The 17,881-nt window shown below is 71.1% G+C and carries 18 protein-coding genes; 8 read left to right on the forward strand and 10 right to left on the reverse strand.

Annotated features, from left to right (window positions below; all coding sequences use genetic code 11):
- Positions 1 to 256, forward strand: a 256-nt coding sequence (locus AKJ13_RS27305; protein WP_144426412.1) for a L,D-transpeptidase family protein, incomplete at its 5' end; no start/stop codon positions are given.
- A 3-nt stretch (positions 257 to 259) separates the two neighbouring features.
- On the opposite strand, the gene AKJ13_RS27310 is transcribed toward AKJ13_RS27305, so the two are convergent.
- Positions 260 to 967, reverse strand: coding sequence for a YggS family pyridoxal phosphate-dependent enzyme (locus AKJ13_RS27310; protein ID WP_050736178.1), 708 nt, complete (start codon positions 965 to 967; stop codon positions 260 to 262).
- 416 nt (positions 968 to 1,383) lie between these two features.
- Here AKJ13_RS27310 and leuS point away from each other — a divergent pair, with 416 nt between their 5' ends.
- The 3 genes from leuS to AKJ13_RS27325 are packed head-to-tail and all read left to right on the forward strand — an operon-like array spanning position 1,384 to position 4,433.
- The gene (gene leuS, locus AKJ13_RS27315) at positions 1,384 to 3,966 is read left to right on the forward strand and encodes a leucine--tRNA ligase (RefSeq protein ID WP_050736147.1); all 2,583 of its coding nucleotides are present in this window, start codon (positions 1,384 to 1,386) and stop codon (positions 3,964 to 3,966) included.
- A gap of 10 nt (positions 3,967 to 3,976) precedes the next feature.
- Positions 3,977 to 4,225 carry a DUF4258 domain-containing protein gene (locus AKJ13_RS27320; RefSeq protein ID WP_050736148.1) on the forward strand — a complete coding sequence of 83 codons (249 nt, stop codon included), beginning with the start codon at positions 3,977 to 3,979 and terminating at the stop codon, positions 4,223 to 4,225.
- Between the two features lie 10 nt (positions 4,226 to 4,235).
- Positions 4,236 to 4,433, forward strand: a complete 198-nt coding sequence (locus tag AKJ13_RS27325; protein ID WP_050736149.1) for a DUF2283 domain-containing protein — start codon at positions 4,236 to 4,238, stop codon at positions 4,431 to 4,433.
- Positions 4,434 to 4,441: 8 nt separating this feature from the next.
- Here AKJ13_RS27325 and AKJ13_RS27330 read toward each other — a convergent pair whose 3' ends face one another.
- Genes AKJ13_RS27330 through AKJ13_RS27340 form a run of 3 tightly spaced genes read right to left on the reverse strand, consistent with a single transcriptional unit; the run spans position 4,442 to position 6,953 of the window.
- The gene (locus tag AKJ13_RS27330) at positions 4,442 to 5,224 is read right to left on the reverse strand and encodes an ABC transporter substrate-binding protein (protein ID WP_082317165.1); all 783 of its coding nucleotides are present in this window, start codon (positions 5,222 to 5,224) and stop codon (positions 4,442 to 4,444) included.
- A gap of 29 nt (positions 5,225 to 5,253) precedes the next feature.
- Positions 5,254 to 6,003, reverse strand: coding sequence for a TerC family protein (locus AKJ13_RS27335; protein ID WP_050736150.1), 750 nt, complete (start codon positions 6,001 to 6,003; stop codon positions 5,254 to 5,256).
- Positions 6,000 to 6,953, reverse strand: a complete 954-nt coding sequence (locus AKJ13_RS27340; RefSeq protein WP_050736151.1) for a lipid kinase — start codon at positions 6,951 to 6,953, stop codon at positions 6,000 to 6,002. Before AKJ13_RS27340 ends, AKJ13_RS27335 begins: the two co-directional genes overlap by 4 nt.
- 291 nt (positions 6,954 to 7,244) lie before the next feature.
- Between AKJ13_RS27340 and AKJ13_RS27345 the strand changes: the two genes are divergently transcribed.
- The 3 genes from AKJ13_RS27345 to AKJ13_RS27355 are packed head-to-tail and all read left to right on the forward strand — an operon-like array spanning position 7,245 to position 10,465.
- Complete coding sequence (locus AKJ13_RS27345; RefSeq protein ID WP_064774680.1) at positions 7,245 to 8,093, forward strand: hypothetical protein; 849 nt, start codon at positions 7,245 to 7,247, stop codon at positions 8,091 to 8,093.
- A 42-nt stretch (positions 8,094 to 8,135) separates the two neighbouring features.
- The gene (locus tag AKJ13_RS27350) at positions 8,136 to 9,410 is read left to right on the forward strand and encodes a hypothetical protein (RefSeq protein WP_050736152.1); all 1,275 of its coding nucleotides are present in this window, start codon (positions 8,136 to 8,138) and stop codon (positions 9,408 to 9,410) included.
- A 14-nt stretch (positions 9,411 to 9,424) separates the two neighbouring features.
- Positions 9,425 to 10,465: an aldose epimerase family protein gene (locus AKJ13_RS27355; RefSeq protein ID WP_050736153.1), complete on the forward strand. Its 1,041-nt coding sequence runs from the start codon at positions 9,425 to 9,427 to the stop codon at positions 10,463 to 10,465.
- 4 nt (positions 10,466 to 10,469) lie between these two features.
- Here AKJ13_RS27355 and AKJ13_RS27360 read toward each other — a convergent pair whose 3' ends face one another.
- From AKJ13_RS27360 to AKJ13_RS27385, 6 genes are all read right to left on the reverse strand, one after another.
- A complete protein-coding gene (locus tag AKJ13_RS27360) occupies positions 10,470 to 11,225 on the reverse strand; it encodes an NADH dehydrogenase ubiquinone Fe-S protein 4 (protein WP_050736154.1) in 756 nt (251 codons plus the stop codon).
- Between the two features lie 69 nt (positions 11,226 to 11,294).
- Positions 11,295 to 11,648: a hypothetical protein gene (locus AKJ13_RS27365; protein WP_050736155.1), complete on the reverse strand. Its 354-nt coding sequence runs from the start codon at positions 11,646 to 11,648 to the stop codon at positions 11,295 to 11,297.
- A gap of 16 nt (positions 11,649 to 11,664) precedes the next feature.
- Positions 11,665 to 12,081 carry a hypothetical protein gene (locus tag AKJ13_RS27370; protein WP_050736156.1) on the reverse strand — a complete coding sequence of 139 codons (417 nt, stop codon included), beginning with the start codon at positions 12,079 to 12,081 and terminating at the stop codon, positions 11,665 to 11,667.
- 230 nt (positions 12,082 to 12,311) lie between these two features.
- Entirely contained in the window at positions 12,312 to 12,839 is a 528-nt protein-coding gene (locus tag AKJ13_RS27375; protein WP_050736157.1) for an Hsp20/alpha crystallin family protein, read from the reverse strand.
- Between the two features lie 152 nt (positions 12,840 to 12,991).
- A complete protein-coding gene (locus AKJ13_RS27380) occupies positions 12,992 to 13,516 on the reverse strand; it encodes an Hsp20 family protein (protein WP_050736158.1) in 525 nt (174 codons plus the stop codon).
- Positions 13,517 to 13,938: 422 nt separating this feature from the next.
- Complete coding sequence (locus AKJ13_RS27385) at positions 13,939 to 16,575, reverse strand: DNA translocase FtsK (RefSeq protein ID WP_050736159.1); 2,637 nt, start codon at positions 16,573 to 16,575, stop codon at positions 13,939 to 13,941.
- 160 nt (positions 16,576 to 16,735) lie between these two features.
- Between AKJ13_RS27385 and mtnA the strand changes: the two genes are divergently transcribed.
- Entirely contained in the window at positions 16,736 to 17,836 is a 1,101-nt protein-coding gene (gene mtnA / locus AKJ13_RS27390; protein WP_050736160.1) for an S-methyl-5-thioribose-1-phosphate isomerase, read from the forward strand.
- Positions 17,837 to 17,881 lie beyond the last annotated feature (45 nt).

Raw genomic sequence — 17,881 nt, forward strand, 5'->3', positions numbered from 1 at the left:
CTACAACCGGCCGATCCGCCTGCCGGCCCCGGGGGTCAGCGCCGAGGCGATGTGGCGGGAGGACGGGCTCTACGACGTGGTGATCGACCTCGACTACAACCGCGCCCCGATCCGGAAGGGGCGAGGCTCGGCGATCTTCCTGCACATCGCCCGGGACGGCTACCGCCCCACCGAGGGCTGCGTGGCGCTCGCCCGGGCGGACCTGCTTCGGCTCCTCAGGCGCCTCGGCCCGCGGACATACCTGCGGATCGGGTGATGCTCACACCTTCCGGGCCCGAGCCCCGAAAATCGCCGTCCCGACCCGGACATGGGTGGCACCCTGCTGGATCGCCGCCGGGAAATCCACACTCATGCCCATGGAGAGGATCGGCAGGTTGTGCTCGTGCGCCAGCCGGGCGAGCAGGGCGAAATGGGCCGAGGGCGGGTCGTCCGCCGGGGGGATGCACATCAGCCCCTGGATCGCGAGGCCGTGGGTGTCGCGGCATTCGGCCAGCAGGGTGGCGAGCTGGTCCGGCAGGACCCCGCCCTTCTGCGGCTCCGCGCCGGTATTGACTTGGATCAGCAGCTTCGGGGCGCGACCCGAGCGGTCGATCTCCTTGGCGAGCGCGGCCGCCAGCGACAGGCGGTCGAGGGAGTGGATCACGTCGAACAGCGCCACCGCCTCGCGGGCCTTGTTGGATTGCAGCGGCCCGACGAGGTGCAACTCGACATCCGGATAGCGGGCGCGCAGCGACGGCCATTTCGCGGTGGATTCCTGGACGTAGTTTTCCCCGAACACCCGGTGCCCCGCCTCGAGGGCCGGAACGATGCCCGCCGCCGGCACGGTCTTGGAGACCGCCACGAGCTGGATCTCCGCCGGGTCGCGGTCCGAATCCTCGGCCGCCTGCGCGATGGCGGCCCGGACCTCGGCGAGCCCGGCGGCGACATCGGCCTCGCCGACCGGCGGCTTGGCGGTCGGCTGGCCCATCCCGTCCGTCGGGGGGGCGTTCGAGTCGGTGATCGCGTCGTCCGTCATGGGCTTGTCCTGTCGCTGCCGGGCACCGGTCTATGCTGTCCGCGCTACACGTTCCGATGACGAGGCTGCCCGTCTCGGGAGACGAGCGATCCGACCCACCCCCTCATCCTGATGTGCCGAAGCGAAGCGGAGGCCTCCTTCGAGGCCGGCTGGCGCGGGCACCTCAAGATGAGGGGGATGGGCGGGATTGTCCTTGGGTAAGCCCCTCTCGTGTACCGTGTGTTCTCCGCCGACCTAAGCTGTCGTGCGTCGCGCGCAAGCCCTGCTCCTCGCATCCGTTGACCGGCTCCGGCGCAGATATGCTACTGGGCCGCAACGTGCCGCGGCCGGCCCCGATCAGCCGCCGAGCCTCTGACCCAGCCGGACCCATGACCAGCACCGCCCCCTCCGCCGTCGAGCGCTACAACGCCAAGGATGCCGAGCCGCGTTGGCAGGCCGCCTGGGCCGAGCAGAAGCTGTTCGAGACCGACAACGCCGACGAGCGCCCGAAATACTACGTGCTGGAGATGTTTCCGTACCCGTCGGGGCGGATCCATATGGGCCATGTGCGCAACTACGCGATGGGCGACGTGGTCGCCCGCTACAAGCGCGCCCGGGGCTTCAACGTGCTCCACCCGATGGGCTGGGACGCGTTCGGCCTGCCGGCCGAGAACGCCGCCATGGAGCGCAAGGTCAACCCGCGGGACTGGACCTACGCCAACATCGCGTCGATGCGCGACCAGCTGAAGGCCATGGGCCTGTCGCTCGACTGGAGCCGGGAGATCGCGACCTGCGATCCCGACTATTACAAGCACCAGCAGCGCATGTTCCTCGACTTCTTGGACAAGGGGCTGGTGACCCGGCGCACCGCCAAGGTGAACTGGGATCCGGTCGATCACACGGTGCTGGCCAACGAGCAGGTGATCGACGGGCGCGGCTGGCGCTCCGGTGCCCTGGTCGAGCAGCGCGAGCTGACCCAGTGGTTCTTCAAGATCACCGACTTCGCCGAGGACCTGCTCACCGCGCTGGACGGGTTGGACCGCTGGCCGGAGAAGGTCCGGCTGATGCAGAAGAACTGGATCGGCCGATCCGAAGGGCTGGAGGTCCGGTTCGCCCTCGCCCAGCCGCCGGCGGGTGCGGCCGAGTCCGTGACGGTTTACACCACCCGGCCCGACACCCTGTTCGGCGCCCGGTTCCTGGCGATCGCCGCCGACCATCCGCTGGCCGCCACGGTCGCCGCGCATAACCCGGACCTCCAGGCCTTCATCGAGGAATGCCGGCGCACGGGCACGGCCCAGGCGGCGATCGACACGGCGGAAAAACTCGGCTTCGATACCGGCCTCACCGTGCGCCACCCCCTCGACCCGGCCTGGACCCTGCCGGTCTACGTCGCGAATTTCGTGCTGATGGAATACGGCACCGGCGCGGTGTTCGGCTGCCCGGCGCACGACCAGCGCGACCTCGACTTTTCCAACAAGTACGGGCTCGGCAACGTCCCGGTGGTGTGCCCCGAGGGCCAGGATCCGGAAGCCTTCCTGATCACCACCACCGCCTATGTCGAGGACGGGCGGATGATCAATTCGCGCTTCCTCAACGGCATGACCACCGCGGAGGCCTTCGAGGCCGTGGCGCAGCGCCTGGAAGCCGAGGGCGTTGCCAAGCGCAAGGTCCAGTTCCGCCTGCGCGACTGGGGCGTCTCGCGCCAGCGCTACTGGGGCTGCCCGATCCCGATCATCCATTGCGAGAGCTGTGGCCCGGTGCCGGTGCCGGTCTCCGACCTGCCGGTGAAGCTGCCCGAGGAGGTGTCCTTCGACCAGCCCGGCAATCCGCTGGAGCGCGACCAGGCCTGGCGCAACGTGCCGTGCCCGCAATGCGGCGCGCCGGCCCGGCGCGAGACCGACACGATGGACACGTTCGTCGATTCGTCCTGGTACTACGCCCGCTTCACCGCGCCCTGGCTGACCGATGCCCCCACCGACCGCGCGGTGGTCGACCGCTGGCTGCCGGTGGACCAGTATATCGGCGGCATCGAGCACGCGATCCTGCACCTGCTCTACGCCCGCTTCTTCATGCGGGCGATGCGCGAGACCGGCTGGGCCAGCGTCTCGGAGCCGTTTGCCGGCCTGTTCACGCAGGGCATGGTCGTTCACGAGACCTACAAGGACGCGACCGGCGCCTGGGTGCCGCCGGCCGAGATTCGGTTCACCACAGAGGAGGGCGAGCGCCGCGCGTTTCACGTGAAAACTCAGGCGCCGATCGCGATCGGCTCAATCGAGAAGATGTCGAAGTCCAAGAAGAACGTGGTCGACCCGGACGACATCATCGCGAGCTACGGGGCCGACACCGCGCGCTGGTTCGTGCTCTCGGATTCGCCGCCCGAGCGCGACGTGATCTGGAGCGAGGAGGGCGTGCAGGGCGCCGCCCGGTTCGTCCAGAAGGTTTGGCGCCTGGTCAACGCCGCCCAGGCGGCGACCGGTGACGGTGCCGCCGACCTCGCCCTGCGCAAGGCCGCCCACCGGGCCTTGGCCGCTGTGCAGGACGATATCGAGCGGCTGCGCTTCAACCGCTGCGTGGCCCATATCTACACCCTGGCCAACGCCCTCGAGGACGGGCTGCGCGGGCCGGTCTCGCGCGCGGCGGCGACGGAGGCGGCGGGGATCCTGGTGCAGCTCATCGCCCCGATGATGCCGCACCTCGCCGAGGAATGCTGGACGGTGCTCGGCCGACCCGGCCTCGCCGCCCAGGCCCTGTGGCCCGAGGCCGAAGCCGGCCTCCTGATCGAAGACGAGGTCACCCTGCCGGTCCAGATCAACGGCAAGAAGCGGGCGGACGTGACCGTGCCGCGCGACGCCGACGCCAGGGCGGTGGAAGCCGCCACCCTGGCCCTGGAGACGGTCCAGAAGATCCTGGAGGGCAAGCCGCCGCGCAAGGTGATCGTCGTCCCGGGGCGGATCGTGAATCTGGTGGTGTGATGACCGGCCGATGCCCGCGCCGGCCTTCACCTACACACGCCATGCGCGAGAGAACCTGATCGATCGGGGGATCGCGAGCGAGCTCGGCGAACGCACGAACCTGGCGCCGGAGGCGACAGAACCGGACCCGCGATATCCTGAGCGCGTGCGCGCCTACCGTGCCTGGCCTGAGCACGGGGGCCGCGTGCTCCGGGTCGTCTATGTCGAGGAGCCGGCGTTGACTTACCGGGTCATCACGCTCTTCCTGGATCGCAGCTGAAGGCGAAGACGTGAAAGTCCGATACGATTCTGAGGCGGATGCCCTATATCTACGCCTCGCCGACGCCCCCGTGACCGAGAGCGAGGAGGTGCGGCCGGGAATTGTCTTGGATTTCGATGCGGCAGGCGGTGTCGTTGCCATCGAGATCCTCGACACGAAGGATCATCTCGCAGCGGGGGCCGATCTGGCCCAGCTCACCGCGGCCTGAGCGGCAACTCACGGCGCCGCCAGCCCGGGATCCTGCCCGTTGGCCTCCAGGCTCCGCACAATGAACCCGTCCGCTTTCGCCCCGGTGAGGAATTCGGCCAGATAGGCGGCGCCCGCATCCCGTCCGACCGGCAGGCCCATCGCCTGCGGAATCGCCATGAAATGCCCCGGTAGCAGCCGCACCCCCTTGTGAGTGGATGCGTAGGCGGCAAGCGGCTGATGAACCCCGGCGGCGACGTCGAGGCCGCCTCGGGCGAAGGCCGTGATCGCCTCTGCCGAGGTCGGCGCCCGCACCAGGGTGGCGTGGCGCAACGCGCGGGTCAGGAACAGGTCGTAGGCACTGCTGCGCCCCACCGAGACGCGGATCCCGTCGCGATCGACGGCCTCCAGGCTCTGGATCGGCGAGGCGGCCGGCACGAGGTAACTGCCGGCGATCAGCACGTAGGGCGAAGTGAAGGCGATGCCCTCGGCGCGCTTCGGGTCGATCGCCAGGAAGCAGATGTCCCAGGTTCCGGATCCGGCCGAGCCCGAGACCGCGCCCGCCCCGGGGAACGTCACGAAGGCCACCGGCACGCCAAGTTTCTGCGCCAGCGCTCGGGCGAGATCGACCGACACGCCCGCAGGGCCGTCCGCTCCGGATTGGGCCAGCACCGGATTGCCGAAATTGATCGCGGCCCGCAGCGTGCCGGTGGGGGCGAGGTCGTGCAGGATTGCGGGCGAGGGCGTCATCCGTGGCTCCGCATGGACCGGGGCGGAGACGAGCAGGGTGCACAGGGCCGCGGCGAGCCGCATGATCGATCCCGTCCGCTCCGGATGCGTGCTCAGGCCTGGTTCCGGCTTCCGCCGGCCGCCCGCCGGCGCCCGCGGGCCAGCATGTTGAGGCCCTCGACCCCGGCCGAGAACGCCATGGCGGTGTAGATGTAGCCCTTCGGCACGTGGGCGCCGAACCCCTCGGCGATCAGCGTCATGCCGATCATGATCAGGAAGCCCAGCGCCAGCATCACCACGGTCGGGTTGCGGGCGATGAAAGCCGAGAGCGGCTCGGCCGCCACCAGCATCACGATCACCGCCACGACAACAGCCACCATCATCACCGGCACATGCTCGGTCATGCCGACCGCGGTGATGATCGAGTCGATCGAGAACACGAGATCGAGGAGCAGGATCTGGCCGATGGCCGCGCCGAACCCGATCGTGCCGCCGACCGTCTTCTCGCCGGTCTCATCGGGATCGACGCTGTGGTGGATCTCCTTGGTGGCCTTCCAGAGCAGGAACAGACCGCCGCCGATCAGGATCAGGTCGCGCCAGGAGAAGTCCTGGCCCAGAACCGAGAAGACCGGCTCGGTCAGGTGCACGATGAACGCGACCGTTCCCAGCAGCCCGAGCCGCAGGATCAGGGCCAGCCCGATCCCGATCCGACGCGCCCGGGTCTGCTGATCGGCGGGCAGCTTGTTGGTCAGGATCGAGATGAAGATCAGATTGTCGACGCCGAGCACGACCTCCATCACCACGAGGGTCGCGAGCGCGACCCAGACGGCCGGCTGCGTGGCAAGCTGAATCAGGTCGGTCACGGCTCGGGCGTCTCGCTGGTCGGGAAGAGGCGGCTGCCGAGGGCAGTCAAATGGAACGGGCCCGGGCGGCTCGCCGGGTCGGGGGCGAAGATTTGGAGGATCTTCGGAACGACCTTGAAATGGGCGGGCGTGTGCGTGGTCAGCTCGCCGTCGGTGTTCACCGGCCGGGGCTTGCGCGTCGCGATCTTGATCTCCCGTGTCTGGAAGGCGCGCACGTCGGCCGCGCGTCCCTGGGTGCCCCGGCGCAGGGCCGGCAGGAGCGCGATCAGCCGCCACCAATGGGCGACTTCGAGGCTGTAGAAATCGAGCTTGCCGTCATCGACCGTGGCGGCTTCCTCCACGGTCATGCCGCCGCCGTAGTGCCGGCCGTTGCCGACCGAGACCTGGATGGTCGTCACCTTCTCGGTCGTGCCGTCATGCTCGATCGTCACGGTGAAGGGGCGCACCCGGCGCAAGACCCGGATGGCCGCGACCGCGTAGCCGAACACCCCCCAGGTCTTCTTCGATTCGGCCGTGAGTTCGCCTGCGAGCTCGGCCGAGAAGCCGATGCTGGCGACGTTGAAATAGTAATGGCCGTTGACCCAGCCGAGATCGACCGGCCGCGGCTGGGCGGTCGGGATGAACCGGGCGGCCGCCAGAGGATCCAGCGGCAGGCCGAGGGACCGGGCGAGATCGTTGGCGGTGCCCAGCGGCAGGATGGCGAGCGGCAGCCCGCTCTCCACCAGGGCCGGCGCGGCCATGTTCATGGTGCCGTCGCCGCCGCCCAGGATCACGAGATCGACGTCCTTGGCGCGAGCCCGGATCTCGTCGCGGCAATCGGCATCCGGCGGCGGCTCCACCGGCTCGATCCCGCCGGCGCGCAGGATGCTGCGCACCTCGTCGAGGTCGAGGCCGCCGTTGCGGGCCTTCGCGTTGCAGATCAGCAGCGCCCGACGCTGGCCCGCGCTCACCGGGGACTCCGATGCAGGTCTGAGGTCGCCTCGGTCTCGGGTGGGGCCACGGGAACCTCGATGTGCTGGGCGGCGGAATGGCCCGATGAGAACCTAGAACGGGCGACAGCCAAGATTGTCCCCGACTTGGTGGCAAAACGAGCGAGCGCAACCCCGTCATCCACGCAATCCCCGTCTGGTGCCGGCCCTGCGGATCGGCAGAGTCGTGGGCGCGCCCGGAATACCCGTGGAACCGCTTCGGCATGCGGGCGCGTTCTCATCACGTCCGCCCCGGCCGCCAGGAAGGCACCGATGTCCGCCACCATTCCCACCCCTGCCCGCGCGCTCGCGCTCGGCGTGATCCTGCCCCTGACCCTCATCGGCGGTGCCGCGGCCCAGCAGCAGGGGGCGGCGTCTGCCAGTTCCTGGGTCGATCCGCCGGCGCGTACCTCGGCTTCCGCGCCGGCCGCCCCGGCCAAGGAGCCGACGAAGGCCGCATCTCAGGAACAGGCCAAGCCGTCGGCGCAGGACAGGAAGCCGGTCAGGCAGGCGGCCAAGCCCGAGCCCGCGGATGACGCCCTGCCCAAGGCCGCTTCGACCCGGGCCGCCCCGAAACGGGCGGCCGCGCTGGAGCGCCCGGCCAGCCGCGAGCCCCTGCGGCGCCATGCGGCGCATCCCCGCCGGCTCGCCGACACGCCGGCCGCCTTCGCCCCGGCGCCGGTACCGGCCGCGTCCACCGAGCGGGCCGCCATCGCTCGGGCTCTCGCGGCGAACTACCTCGCCACCGTCTCGAGCTCAGGCGAAACCATGGTCGGCGCCGCGCCGCATTTCTACGGGAGCCGGGTGCGCTTCTACGGCCATCCGGTCACCCTGGCCGGCCTCGTGGCCGAGAAGCGCAGCTTCGTCCAGCGCTGGCCCGAGCGGCGCTACGAGCCGCGGTCGATCCGCACCGCCTGCGATTCCGAGACCTGCACGATCCGCACGATCGTGGATTTCCGCACCGCGAATCCGGATCGCGGCGCCATCTCCACCGGAGCGGCCGAGCTGGTCCTGGAGGTGAGCTTCGCGGGGGCGCGCCCGGTGATCGTCGGCGAGAGCGGGCGGGTCCTGCGCCGGAGCGTCCAGGCCGGTACCCTGGCCCCTTCGCCCGGCAAAGCGTAAAGCGGCATCCGTGCGGCGCACGGTGATGCCGGGATCGGGTTTATGACGTCTTCAACCGTGGCGGAACAGGTAGCGGCGCCGGCGCGTCCGGCGCTCGACAATCCGGAGCGCGGCGCCCTCCGCGAGGCGATCCGGACGGCGATCGCCCGGGCGCGGCCGCGCCCGGTCTCCGTGCGGACCCTCGAACTCATGGCCGAGGCGGCGATCGTGCCCGGGGCGTACGGCTACCGGGTGCTCGACCGCCACGGCGTGCCACGCCTGCGCCCGGGCACCGCGGAGCCGATGACGCTCGCGGATTTCGTGGCCGAGCTCCAGGCGCGGCACCCGGCCTTGTTCCTCCCGGTGGAACCCGAGCCAGCGCCCGTACCGGTCGCGGAAGAGGCCAAGGATTCGCCGATCCTGACCGGCGCCTACGAGATGAAGGCGGCCACGGCCCGCTTTGTCGAGACCCAATCCGAGCGTGCCCGCTCGCTCGCCGAGCGCTCCTCGGTGCAGGGGCGGGTGCTGGCGCAGAACGCAGCCGGCCGGTTTGCGAGCCTGCGGACGGGGTTGCGGACGCGGTTCGGCCCCCCCGTCGCTGAGAGCGCCACGCCCGAGCGCGGTTCGGATCCGGTCGCGGCGTGGAACGAGGGGCCGGGCCGGCTCGGCGAAACGTTGCGCGACGCCCTGCCTCGGCTGCGTGATCGGCTCGGCTTCGGCACCGGCATTGGGGATGAGAGCGGCCGTCGGCATCGCCGCTGGCTCGTGGGCGCGAGCACGGCCGCGTTGGTAGCGGTGGTCGCGGCGGGGCTGGTCCTGGCCGGTCGCGAGCCAGAACCCCCGCGCCCCGATTCCGCGAGCACCACGACGACCCAGCCGACGCCGCCCCAGGCGTCCAATGCGCCGACGAATCCCCCGCCGACGGCGTCCCAGGCCGGATCCCCCCCCGCGACCGCCGACACGGTGACGCCGCCGCCCGAGACCGGCGGCGATCCCGAGCCCGACACGCCGCCGCCCGCGGCGAACGCCATCACCGGCCCGGCCCAGGTGATCGACACCGCGACCCTGAAGGTCGGCGGCAAGGTCGTGCATCTGTTCGGTGTCGAGTGGGTGCGGGGCGGCCAGGCGGACGAGCTGGCCCGCTACATCGGCGGACGCACGGTCACCTGCCAGCCGGCGCCGGGCAGCGAGAACATGAATTGCCTGGTGAACGGGCGCGACCTGTCCGAAGTCGTTCTATTCAACGGCGGCGGCCGGGCCTCCCCGGAGGCGAGCCCGGAGCTCGTGGCGGCCGAGGACCACGCGCGCAGCGAGCGGCTCGGCGTCTGGAAGCGTTGAGCGGGGATTGCGGCATGCCGGACGACATCTTCGGCGTCACCGCGGACGGGCAACCGGTCACCCGGCACGTGCTGGCCCGAGGGACCTTGCGCGTCCACGTCATCGATTTCGGCGCGGTGATCACGGCGATCGAGGTGCCCGACCGCGCTGGCCGCAGCGCCAACGTCGTGCTCGGGCTCGACACGCTGGCGGGCTACGAGACCGTGAGCCCGAGCTTCGGCGCCGTGGTCGGGCGCTACGCCAACCGCATCGCGGGCGGGCGTTTCAGCCTCGACGGCCACACCTACCGGCTACCGGTGAACGAGGGCCCCAACACCCTGCATGGCGGCGACCGGAATTTCGGAAACCATCTCTGGCACGTGGAGGCGGCCGACGGCACGAGCCTGACCCTGGGCCGCCGCTCCCCCGACGGCGAGGAGGGCTTTCCCGGCAATCTCGACGTCCGCGTGCGCTACAGCCTGCCCGAGGACGGGGTGCTGCGCATCGCTTACGAGGCCGTGACCGACCGGCCGACGGTCCTGAACCTCACCAATCACAGCTACTTCAACCTCGCCGGGGAGGGGACCGGCAGCGTCCTCGACCACGTGGTCCAGCTCGAGGCCGACGCGTTCACCCCCACCGACGCGACGCAGGTCCCCACCGGCGAGATCCGGGCATTGGCCGGCACCCCGTTCGATTTCCGCACCCCGCACGCGCTGGGCGACCGCATCCGGGTCGGCGATCCGCAACTGGCCTTCGCCAAGGGCTACGACCACACCTTCGTGCTGCGCGGCCCCGCCGGCACCCTGCGCCCGGCCGCGACCTGCATCGATTCCGCCAGTGGCCGGCGGCTCGACGTGGCGACGACCCAGCCGGCGCTGCAGCTCTACACCGGCAACAACCTGGACGGCACGCTGATCGGTCCCTCCGGCCGGATCTACCGCTCCGGCGACGGCGTCTGCTTCGAGACGCAAGGCTTTCCGGACGCCCCGAACCAGCCGGGCTTCCCCTCCGCGGTCCTGCGGCCGGGAGAGGTGTTCCGGGCGGTCACGACGTTCCGGTTCTCGGTGGCGTGAAGCCTCACGCGGCGAGGACCATGTCCTCGTCCTCCTGCGGCACCGGCACGGCGACCGCCGGGGCGGAGGGTTTCGGACGCCAGGTTTCGCCGAGCGCCAGGAGCGCGGCCTTGACCGCTTCGAGCTGCGAGGGCTCACCCTCGGCCATGCCTTCGGCGGCGGCGACCTCCTTCAGGTACTCGTCCCAGGCCCACCGCCGCAGGATCTCGCGCTTCCCTTCGCGCAGCAGCCGCGGGTGGTTCAGCACGGCGGACGGCGTGGCGAAGACCGCCGCCGGATTGACCAGCGCCCGTTCCAGCTCCGGCCCGTCCGGAAAGCCCGGCGGCGCGGCCGGCGCCTGTTTCCGGCCGAGCACCACCCGAAGCGGCACGCGATCGGGGTACCGCCGATCATCCGAGCGTGCCGCGCAGACCGGGCGCTTGCGGGGCGCCTCGGCGGGGTCCGGATCCGCATCGTAGTCGAGGCCCTGGCGCTCCGCATACGCGATGGCCTGCGCCCGGGTCGGGAAGGTGAGCCGGACATCCGTGGCGAGGGGGTCGCTGCCGCCGGTCCAGCCCATCAGCGGCTCGATCTCGGGCGGCGTCTCGCGCGCGAAGGTGAGGATCCAGGTGCCTTCCCGGGCGCGGCCCGAGGTCTCCACCGGGCGCTGCTGGCGCCGGATCAGGGCCTTCCGGCCAGCGAGCCACGGGGCCGTGGCGATGAAGGCGGGGGGATTGTTGTGTCCGAGTCCGATCACGCGATCCTGTATGGTCGTCTGCATAATTGCCTCCCTGAAGCAGCGCCCGACAGCCCGGCCGTCGGGCGACGCGATGGTGGTGATGCGGTGCGCTCAGGCGCCCAGCAGCCCGAGGCGCGCCGCGGATTGGACGCCGAAGCTCGCCGCGAAGGCGAGGAGGGCGGCGTCCCAGGCGGTGAGGTGCGTGGCGTTGGCCGGCGGCCCGGCCCGGGTGATTGCGGCGCCGAGCCAGACGAAGCCCGACACGCTCAGCAATCCCGCTAGGACCCAGGGCATGGCCGGCGCCGGGCTGAGGGCCGCCAGAGCGAGGCAGAGGGCGGCGGACGCGATCCAGCCCGTGAGGGTGGACCAGGTCGCCCGCTCCGCCGCCTCGGCCGGCGGCTCGGCCCGGCTGCGCCGGCGCCGGGTCGACCACCGATAGCGGTCCTTCAGGTCGAAGGTCGTCATCGATCGCCTCCGGGCCTCAGTTCAGCACGGCCTCCCGGGCCGCCGGGCCGCGCCGCAAGCGGCGGCCGAGCACCACCGGGATCCGCGGCTTGACGGTCGCCTGTCCGCTGGGCGCGGGCGTGCCGTCCAGCGCCTGGAGCGCGGCCAGGACGTCGTCGATCGGCACCGGCTCGGCGCGGCAGCCGGGCAGGCAGCGCAGCGTCGGGCAGGAATCCACGGCGCGCGCGTCCGAGGCCCAGGAGGCCAGGATCGCCCGCTTCTCAGCCCGCGACAGGCCGGGATAGGACAGGACCTCCCGGGGATGCCGGAACACGTCGCCCGGCGCCACGAAGGCCTCGAACGGGTCGACCGCCGTCGCCCTCAGATTGGCCGCGGCCATCGGGCCGAGGCGCTCGATATGCGTGTCGATCGGGGTTGTATCGATTGGCTGCATGCGACCCTCCTGCTCGTCAGCGAAGGCTGAACCGCGCGCCGCCCGGGGAATTGCGGTTCGGCACGGGCGAGCGCGTCAGACCAAGGACCGAGAGCCGGCCCCGGCCGCCAGGCGGTCGGAGCCGGCTCCAGGGCGGCCGGCACGGCCGGCAGGTCCTCGCTCGGTCGTCCTGCCGGTCCGGGCCGGCCACCGCGTCAGGCGTCGTGATCCCGCCCGAGCGGCGGCGCGCCTCAATGCGCCGTCTTCTGACCGCCGTTGTTGCCGCTGTTGATGGCGATGCGGCGGCCCCGCTCCGGCGCCTTTTCCGAGCGCGGCAGCGTCACGGTGAGCACGCCGTTGCGGAACGACGCTTCGACCTTCTCTTCCTCGACCGGGAAGGGCAGGGCGATCACCCGCTCGAAGCGGCCGTAGCTGCGCTCCGAGTAGCCGCGCGCCGTGTCGGTGTTCTCGGCGCGCTTCTCGCCCCGCAGGGTCAGCACGCCGTCCTCGACCAGGAGCTCGACATCCTTCTCGTCGAGGCCGGGAAGCTCGGCCGAGAGCCGCAGCCCGCCATCCGCCTCGACCAGCTCGACATTGGGCCAGCCGAAGCTGCGATTGGCTAGGCTCGGAACCGAGCCGAACCCGGTGAACACGTCGTCGAACAGGCGGTTCACCTCGCGGTGGAGCGTCAGGAAAGGATTGGCCGCCTCGTTCGATAGGGCGGTCGGCGCCGGGGTTCCGGTTGTGCGGTTCCACGGAATCAGATCTCTCACGCTCATAGGGACCTCCTTCAGTTTGGCATCATGGGCATCTCATGGGATCGGCCGTCTGCGGCCCGCGGGCCTGCGGGCCCCCGAGGGATGGCGTTCGTCCAGAGCGGGGAACCCGGGCGGTCCGCGGATCGGCCGGCCCGGGCTCGGACCGGCCGCGATCAGGCGGCCTTGGCTTCGGCGACCCGGGGTTCGGCGGTCTTGGCCTGGGCGACCTTGCTCTCGGTGATCTGCGCGGGCGCGTTGTCCTGCCCGGACGTGGCCGTGACGCCGCCGATGGCGATGCGACGGGGCTTCAGGGCCTCCGGCACCTCGCGCTTGAGCTCGACGGTCAGGAGCCCGTTCTCCAGGTTCGCACCCACGACCTTCACGTGGTCGGCCAGGTTGAAGGTCTGACGGAACGTGCGGGCCGCGATGCCGCGGTGCAGGTAGTGCCGCTCGTTCTCGGGCGTCGCTTTCTGGCCCGACACGAGGAGCACCGTGTCCTGCTGGGTCAGCTCGATCTCGTCGGGCGTGAAGCCCGCAACCGCCATGGTGATCCGATACTGGTCGTCCGCGACCTTCTCGATGTTGTAGGGCGGCCAGGCGGCCGTGGTCTCGACGCGCTCGGGCTGGTTCAGCAGCTCGAACAGACGGTCGAATCCGATGGACGACCGGAACAGGGGCGCAACGTCGTAAGTCCTCATAACCACATCCTCCATTGAGCAACGTGACTACAAGAGACGCCGGACACCATGGCCGGCGCCCAACAGGCGAGCTCGTTTCCGAGCCTCGCACGCGCGTAACGTTTGCCTTGCAAACAGGTTCCGCAAGAGGGGCGATTCTTGTTCGCGGGATTTTGGACTTCGTTGCCTTAGCCGGGATCCCGAAGCCTGGCGCGCGGGACCGTGCGGTTCACGCATCGCCCCCGATGAGGCCGGCGGGCGGACGCGTGCGTATCTGCCTACCCCTCTTCCCTGGACGACTGGGCCCAGGCATCTCCGGATGAGGCGCGGGTCCCCTCTCCCGTGCGGGAGAGAGGGGGCCTGTGGCGCTCCGCAAGGTGCGATGGCTGAGCATCAGGGCGCGGAGGCGACAGGAAGCCGTCCCTGGCCGAGCCGAGAGAGGCTCAGCCCGCAGCCTCCTCCAGGAGGATCTCGCGCTTGCCGGCGTGGTTGGCCGGGCCGACGATACCTTCGGTCTCCATCCGCTCCATTAAGGAGGCGGCGCGGTTGTAGCCGATCTGCAGGCGGCGCTGGATGTAGCTGGTGGACGCCTTCTGGTCGCGCAGAACCACCTGCACGGCCTGGTCGTAGAGGTCGCCGCCGGCCTCGCCGAAGGAGCCCTGGTCGAACACGGCGCCGTCGAGTTCCAGCTCGGCCGCGCCGGCCTTGCCCTTTGCGCCCTTCTCGGGGGCGGCCTCCTCGTCGTCGGCGGTGACGGCGTCAAGGTAGGAGGGGCGGCCCTGGCGCTTGAGGTGGGCGACCACGCTCTCGACCTCGCTGTCCGAGCAGAACGGCCCGTGCACGCGCGTCGTGCGCCCGCCGCCGGCCATGAACAGCATGTCGCCCTGACCGAGCAGCTGCTCGGCGCCCATCTCGCCCAGGATCGTGCGCGAATCGATCTTGCTGGTCACCTGGAAGGAGATCCGGGTCGGGAAGTTCGCCTTGATCGTGCCGGTGATCACGTCCACCGACGGGCGTTGCGTGGCCATGATCAGGTGGATGCCCGCCGCACGCGCCATCTGGGCCAGACGCTGGATCGCCCCCTCGATGTCCTTGCCCGCCACCATCATCAGGTCGGCCATCTCGTCGACCACGATCACGATGTAGGGGAGGGGGGCGAGGTCCATGGCCTCGTCCTCGTAGATCGCCTCGCCGGTCTGCCGGTCGAAGCCGGTCTGCACGGTCCGGGTCAGCACCTCGCCGCGGGCGGCGGCCTCCGAGACGCGGGCGTTGTAGCCGTCGATGTTCCGCACCGCGATCTTGGACATCTTCTTGTAGCGCTCCTCCATCTCGCGCACGGCCCATTTGAGGGCGATCACCGCCTTCTTGGGGTCGGTCACGACCGGGGAGAGCAGGTGCGGGATGCCGTCATAGACGGACAGTTCCAGCATCTTGGGATCGACCATGATCAGGCGGCACTCTTCCGGCTTCAGACGGTAGAGCAGCGACAGGATCATCGTGTTGATCGCCACGGACTTGCCCGAGCCGGTGGTGCCGGCCACCAGCAGGTGCGGCATCCGGGCGAGGTCGGCGATGATCGGCTCGCCGCCGATATTCTTGCCCAGGCAAAGGGCGAGCTTGTGCTTGCTCTCGGCGAAATCCGTGGAGGCCAGCAGCTCGCGCAGAAACACCGTCTCGCGCTTGGCGTTCGGCAATTCGATGCCGATGGCGTTGCGGCCGGGGACCACGGCGACGCGGGCCGAGACCGCCGACATCGAGCGGGCGATATCATCGGCCAGCGCGATCACGCGGCTCGACTTGGTGCCGGGCGCGGGCTCGAGCTCGTAGAGGGTCACGACCGGGCCGGGGCGCACCGCCAGGATGTCGCCGCGCACGCCGAAATCGCCCAGCGTCGCCTCGAGCAGGGTCGCGTTCTGCTCCAGGGCGTCGGCCGAGACCAGGCTCGCCGGCGAGGGACCGCGCGGGGCGGCCAGCAGGTCGAGGGCCGGCAGGGCGTAATCCTCGGGCCGCATCTGCGGCGCCGGCGCCCGGCGGGCCGGGACCGGTGCGGCGGCCGGCGCCGCGACCCGCGAGGCGGTCGGCTCCGGCGCGCGCGGTGCCGCCGGCCGGGCAGGGGCCTCGAACGCGTCCGGCTCGTCGTCGTCCGGCGGCAGAGCGACCCGGCGGGCGGGCGCCGCGACCGGCTCGTCGTGCGACTCGAAGACCGGCTCGCGCCGCTCCGGGCCCGCCTGCGGCGCCTCGGGCAGGTGCTCGGCCCAGGGCAGGTCCGCATCCGTGAAGGCGCGCCGCGCCGCGAGCGCCGGCGAGGCACTGTCGAACGGCTCGACCCGGCCGGTCCGCCAGGTCTCGATCCGCCGCGCCAGGGCGACGCGCATCCGCATCAGGCCCTGGGCGAGGGCGCCGATCCCGACCAGGCCGAGGCTCGGCTCATCGGCATCCTCGCGCTCGTCGCGACCCCGCAGGGCCGGATGCCGGGCGGGATAGGGCTCGTCGTGGAAGGATTCCTCCTCGACGGTCCCGAACCGGCAGGCGCCGGTGAGGCTGAGGATCGCCACCGCGGCGTAGACGAAGCCGACGAGATGGGCCGCCGCCGAGGACACCGCCCCGACGATCACCCGGGCCATCGACAGCAGGCCGTCGCCGGCCACGCCGCCGAGCCCGGTCGGGAGCGGCCAGCGGGCCGTGGGGGGGAGGGCGCTCGCCACGGCGCTCGCCGCGCAGAAGCCGATGATCCAGAGCGCCAGGCGCATGCCTCCTTGCGGCAGGTCGCGCTCGCGCATCAGCCGCACGCCCCAGAGCACGGGGGGCAGCACGAAGGCGAGGGCGCCGAGCCCCAGGATCTGCATGGCGAGGTCGGCCACCACGGCGCCCGGCTGGCCGAGCACGTTGTGGGCCGGATGGTCGGTGGCGTGGTTGAGGCTCGGGTCGTCGATCGACCACGTGGCCAGGGCGACGGTCAGGGCGACCGCCCCGGTGAACAGCACGAACCCTCCGAGCTCCGTCAGGCGCTTGCCCAGAAAGGGGCGAACGCTGTCGACGTAAGTGTCGTAGGGCGACGCGGGACGGCGAAGCGAGCGCATGCGGGACCGGACGCGAACGGGGACTCTCTCGCCCGAGGCTAGTCATGCCGGCCTTAACGACCTGCTAAGGTTGAGGAAGCCTGACCCCGCGCCCCCAGGATCGCGCGGGATCCGGCGCGGGGTGGTGCAAAAACCGCCTCGCTATGGCACAGAAACGGCCATGCATATCGACGGCACTCCCTATCGCACGATCTTCCCGGACCCGGACGGCGTCAGCGTCCAAGTGATCGACCAGACGCGCCTGCCCTTCGCGTTCGAGCTGAGGCGGCTCGCCACGCTCGACGATGCGGCGGTGGCGATCCGCACCATGATCGTGCGCGGCGCGCCGTTGATCGGCGTCACCGCGGCCTACGGGCTGGCGCTCGCCATGCGGGCCGATCCCTCGATGGAGGGGATCGACCGGGCGGTGGCGGCGCTCGCCGCGACCCGCCCGACGGCGATCAACCTGCGCTGGGCGCTCGATCGGGTCGCCGGCAACCTGCGTCAGATCCAGCCGGCCGAGCGCTTCGCCCGCGCCTTCGCGGAGGCCGGCCGCATCGCCGAGGAGGATGTGGCGAGCTGCCGCTCGATCGGCGCCCATGGCGGCCAGATCATCGCCGACCTGCACGCGGCCAAGGGCGGGCGGCCGGTCACGGTGCTGACCCATTGCAACGCCGGCTGGCTCGCCACGGTGGATTGGGGCACCGCGCTGGCGCCGATCTACGCGGCCCACGAGCGGGGCGTGCCGGTCCACGTGCTGGTGGACGAGACCCGGCCGCGCAGCCAGGGCGCGGCCCTTACCGCCTTCGAGCTCCACGGCCACGGCGTGCCGCACACGGTGATCGCCGACAATGCCGGCGGCCACCTGATGCAGCATGGCGGGGTCGACCTGTGCATCGTCGGCTCGGACCGGACCACGGCGTCGGGCGACGTCTGCAACAAGATCGGCACTTACCTGAAGGCGCTCGCTGCCCACGACAACCGCGTGCCGTTCTACGCGGCCCTGCCGTTCTCGACGATCGACTGGACGCTGCACGACGGCGTGCGGGAGATCCCGATCGAGGAGCGCGACGGCCGTGAGATCACCCACATGACCGGCCGGCTGGCCGATGGCGGCTTCGCCACGATCGAGGTCGTCTCCCCCGGCAGCCCGGTGGCCAACCCGGCCTTCGACGTGACCCCGGCCCGCCTGGTGACCGGGATCATCACCGAGCGCGGCATCTGCGAGGCGAGCGAAGAGGGGCTCTACGGGTTGTATCCGGAGCGCCGGAAGGCGGCGTGAGGGGCGGCCGATACCGTGCCGACCCAGGGAAGCATGGGCGCTGCT

The organism is Methylobacterium sp. ARG-1 (genome assembly GCF_001262595.1).
GTDB classification, from domain to species: domain Bacteria; phylum Pseudomonadota; class Alphaproteobacteria; order Rhizobiales; family Beijerinckiaceae; genus Methylobacterium; species Methylobacterium brachiatum.

What these genes read in the sequence shown, in the direction of transcription:
- AKJ13_RS27385 (WP_050736159.1), bottom strand. Translation starts at nt 16,575, where the DNA reads ATGCGCTCGCTTCGCCGTCCCGCGTCGCCCTACGACACTTACGTCGAC.
- AKJ13_RS27330 (WP_082317165.1), bottom strand. Translation starts at nt 5,224, where the DNA reads ATGCGGCTCGCCGCGGCCCTGTGCACCCTGCTCGTCTCCGCCCCGGTC.
- AKJ13_RS27350 (WP_050736152.1), top strand. Translation starts at nt 8,136, where the DNA reads ATGACGTCTTCAACCGTGGCGGAACAGGTAGCGGCGCCGGCGCGTCCG.
- AKJ13_RS27320 (WP_050736148.1), top strand. Translation starts at nt 3,977, where the DNA reads ATGCCCGCGCCGGCCTTCACCTACACACGCCATGCGCGAGAGAACCTG.
- AKJ13_RS27345 (WP_064774680.1), top strand. Translation starts at nt 7,245, where the DNA reads ATGTCCGCCACCATTCCCACCCCTGCCCGCGCGCTCGCGCTCGGCGTG.
- AKJ13_RS27380 (WP_050736158.1), bottom strand. Translation starts at nt 13,516, where the DNA reads ATGAGGACTTACGACGTTGCGCCCCTGTTCCGGTCGTCCATCGGATTC.
- AKJ13_RS27370 (WP_050736156.1), bottom strand. Translation starts at nt 12,081, where the DNA reads ATGCAGCCAATCGATACAACCCCGATCGACACGCATATCGAGCGCCTC.
- AKJ13_RS27375 (WP_050736157.1), bottom strand. Translation starts at nt 12,839, where the DNA reads ATGAGCGTGAGAGATCTGATTCCGTGGAACCGCACAACCGGAACCCCG.
- leuS (WP_050736147.1), top strand. Translation starts at nt 1,384, where the DNA reads ATGACCAGCACCGCCCCCTCCGCCGTCGAGCGCTACAACGCCAAGGAT.
- AKJ13_RS27310 (WP_050736178.1), bottom strand. Translation starts at nt 967, where the DNA reads ATGGGCCAGCCGACCGCCAAGCCGCCGGTCGGCGAGGCCGATGTCGCC.
- AKJ13_RS27355 (WP_050736153.1), top strand. Translation starts at nt 9,425, where the DNA reads ATGCCGGACGACATCTTCGGCGTCACCGCGGACGGGCAACCGGTCACC.
- mtnA (WP_050736160.1), top strand. Translation starts at nt 16,736, where the DNA reads ATGCATATCGACGGCACTCCCTATCGCACGATCTTCCCGGACCCGGAC.
- AKJ13_RS27365 (WP_050736155.1), bottom strand. Translation starts at nt 11,648, where the DNA reads ATGACGACCTTCGACCTGAAGGACCGCTATCGGTGGTCGACCCGGCGC.
- AKJ13_RS27360 (WP_050736154.1), bottom strand. Translation starts at nt 11,225, where the DNA reads ATGCAGACGACCATACAGGATCGCGTGATCGGACTCGGACACAACAAT.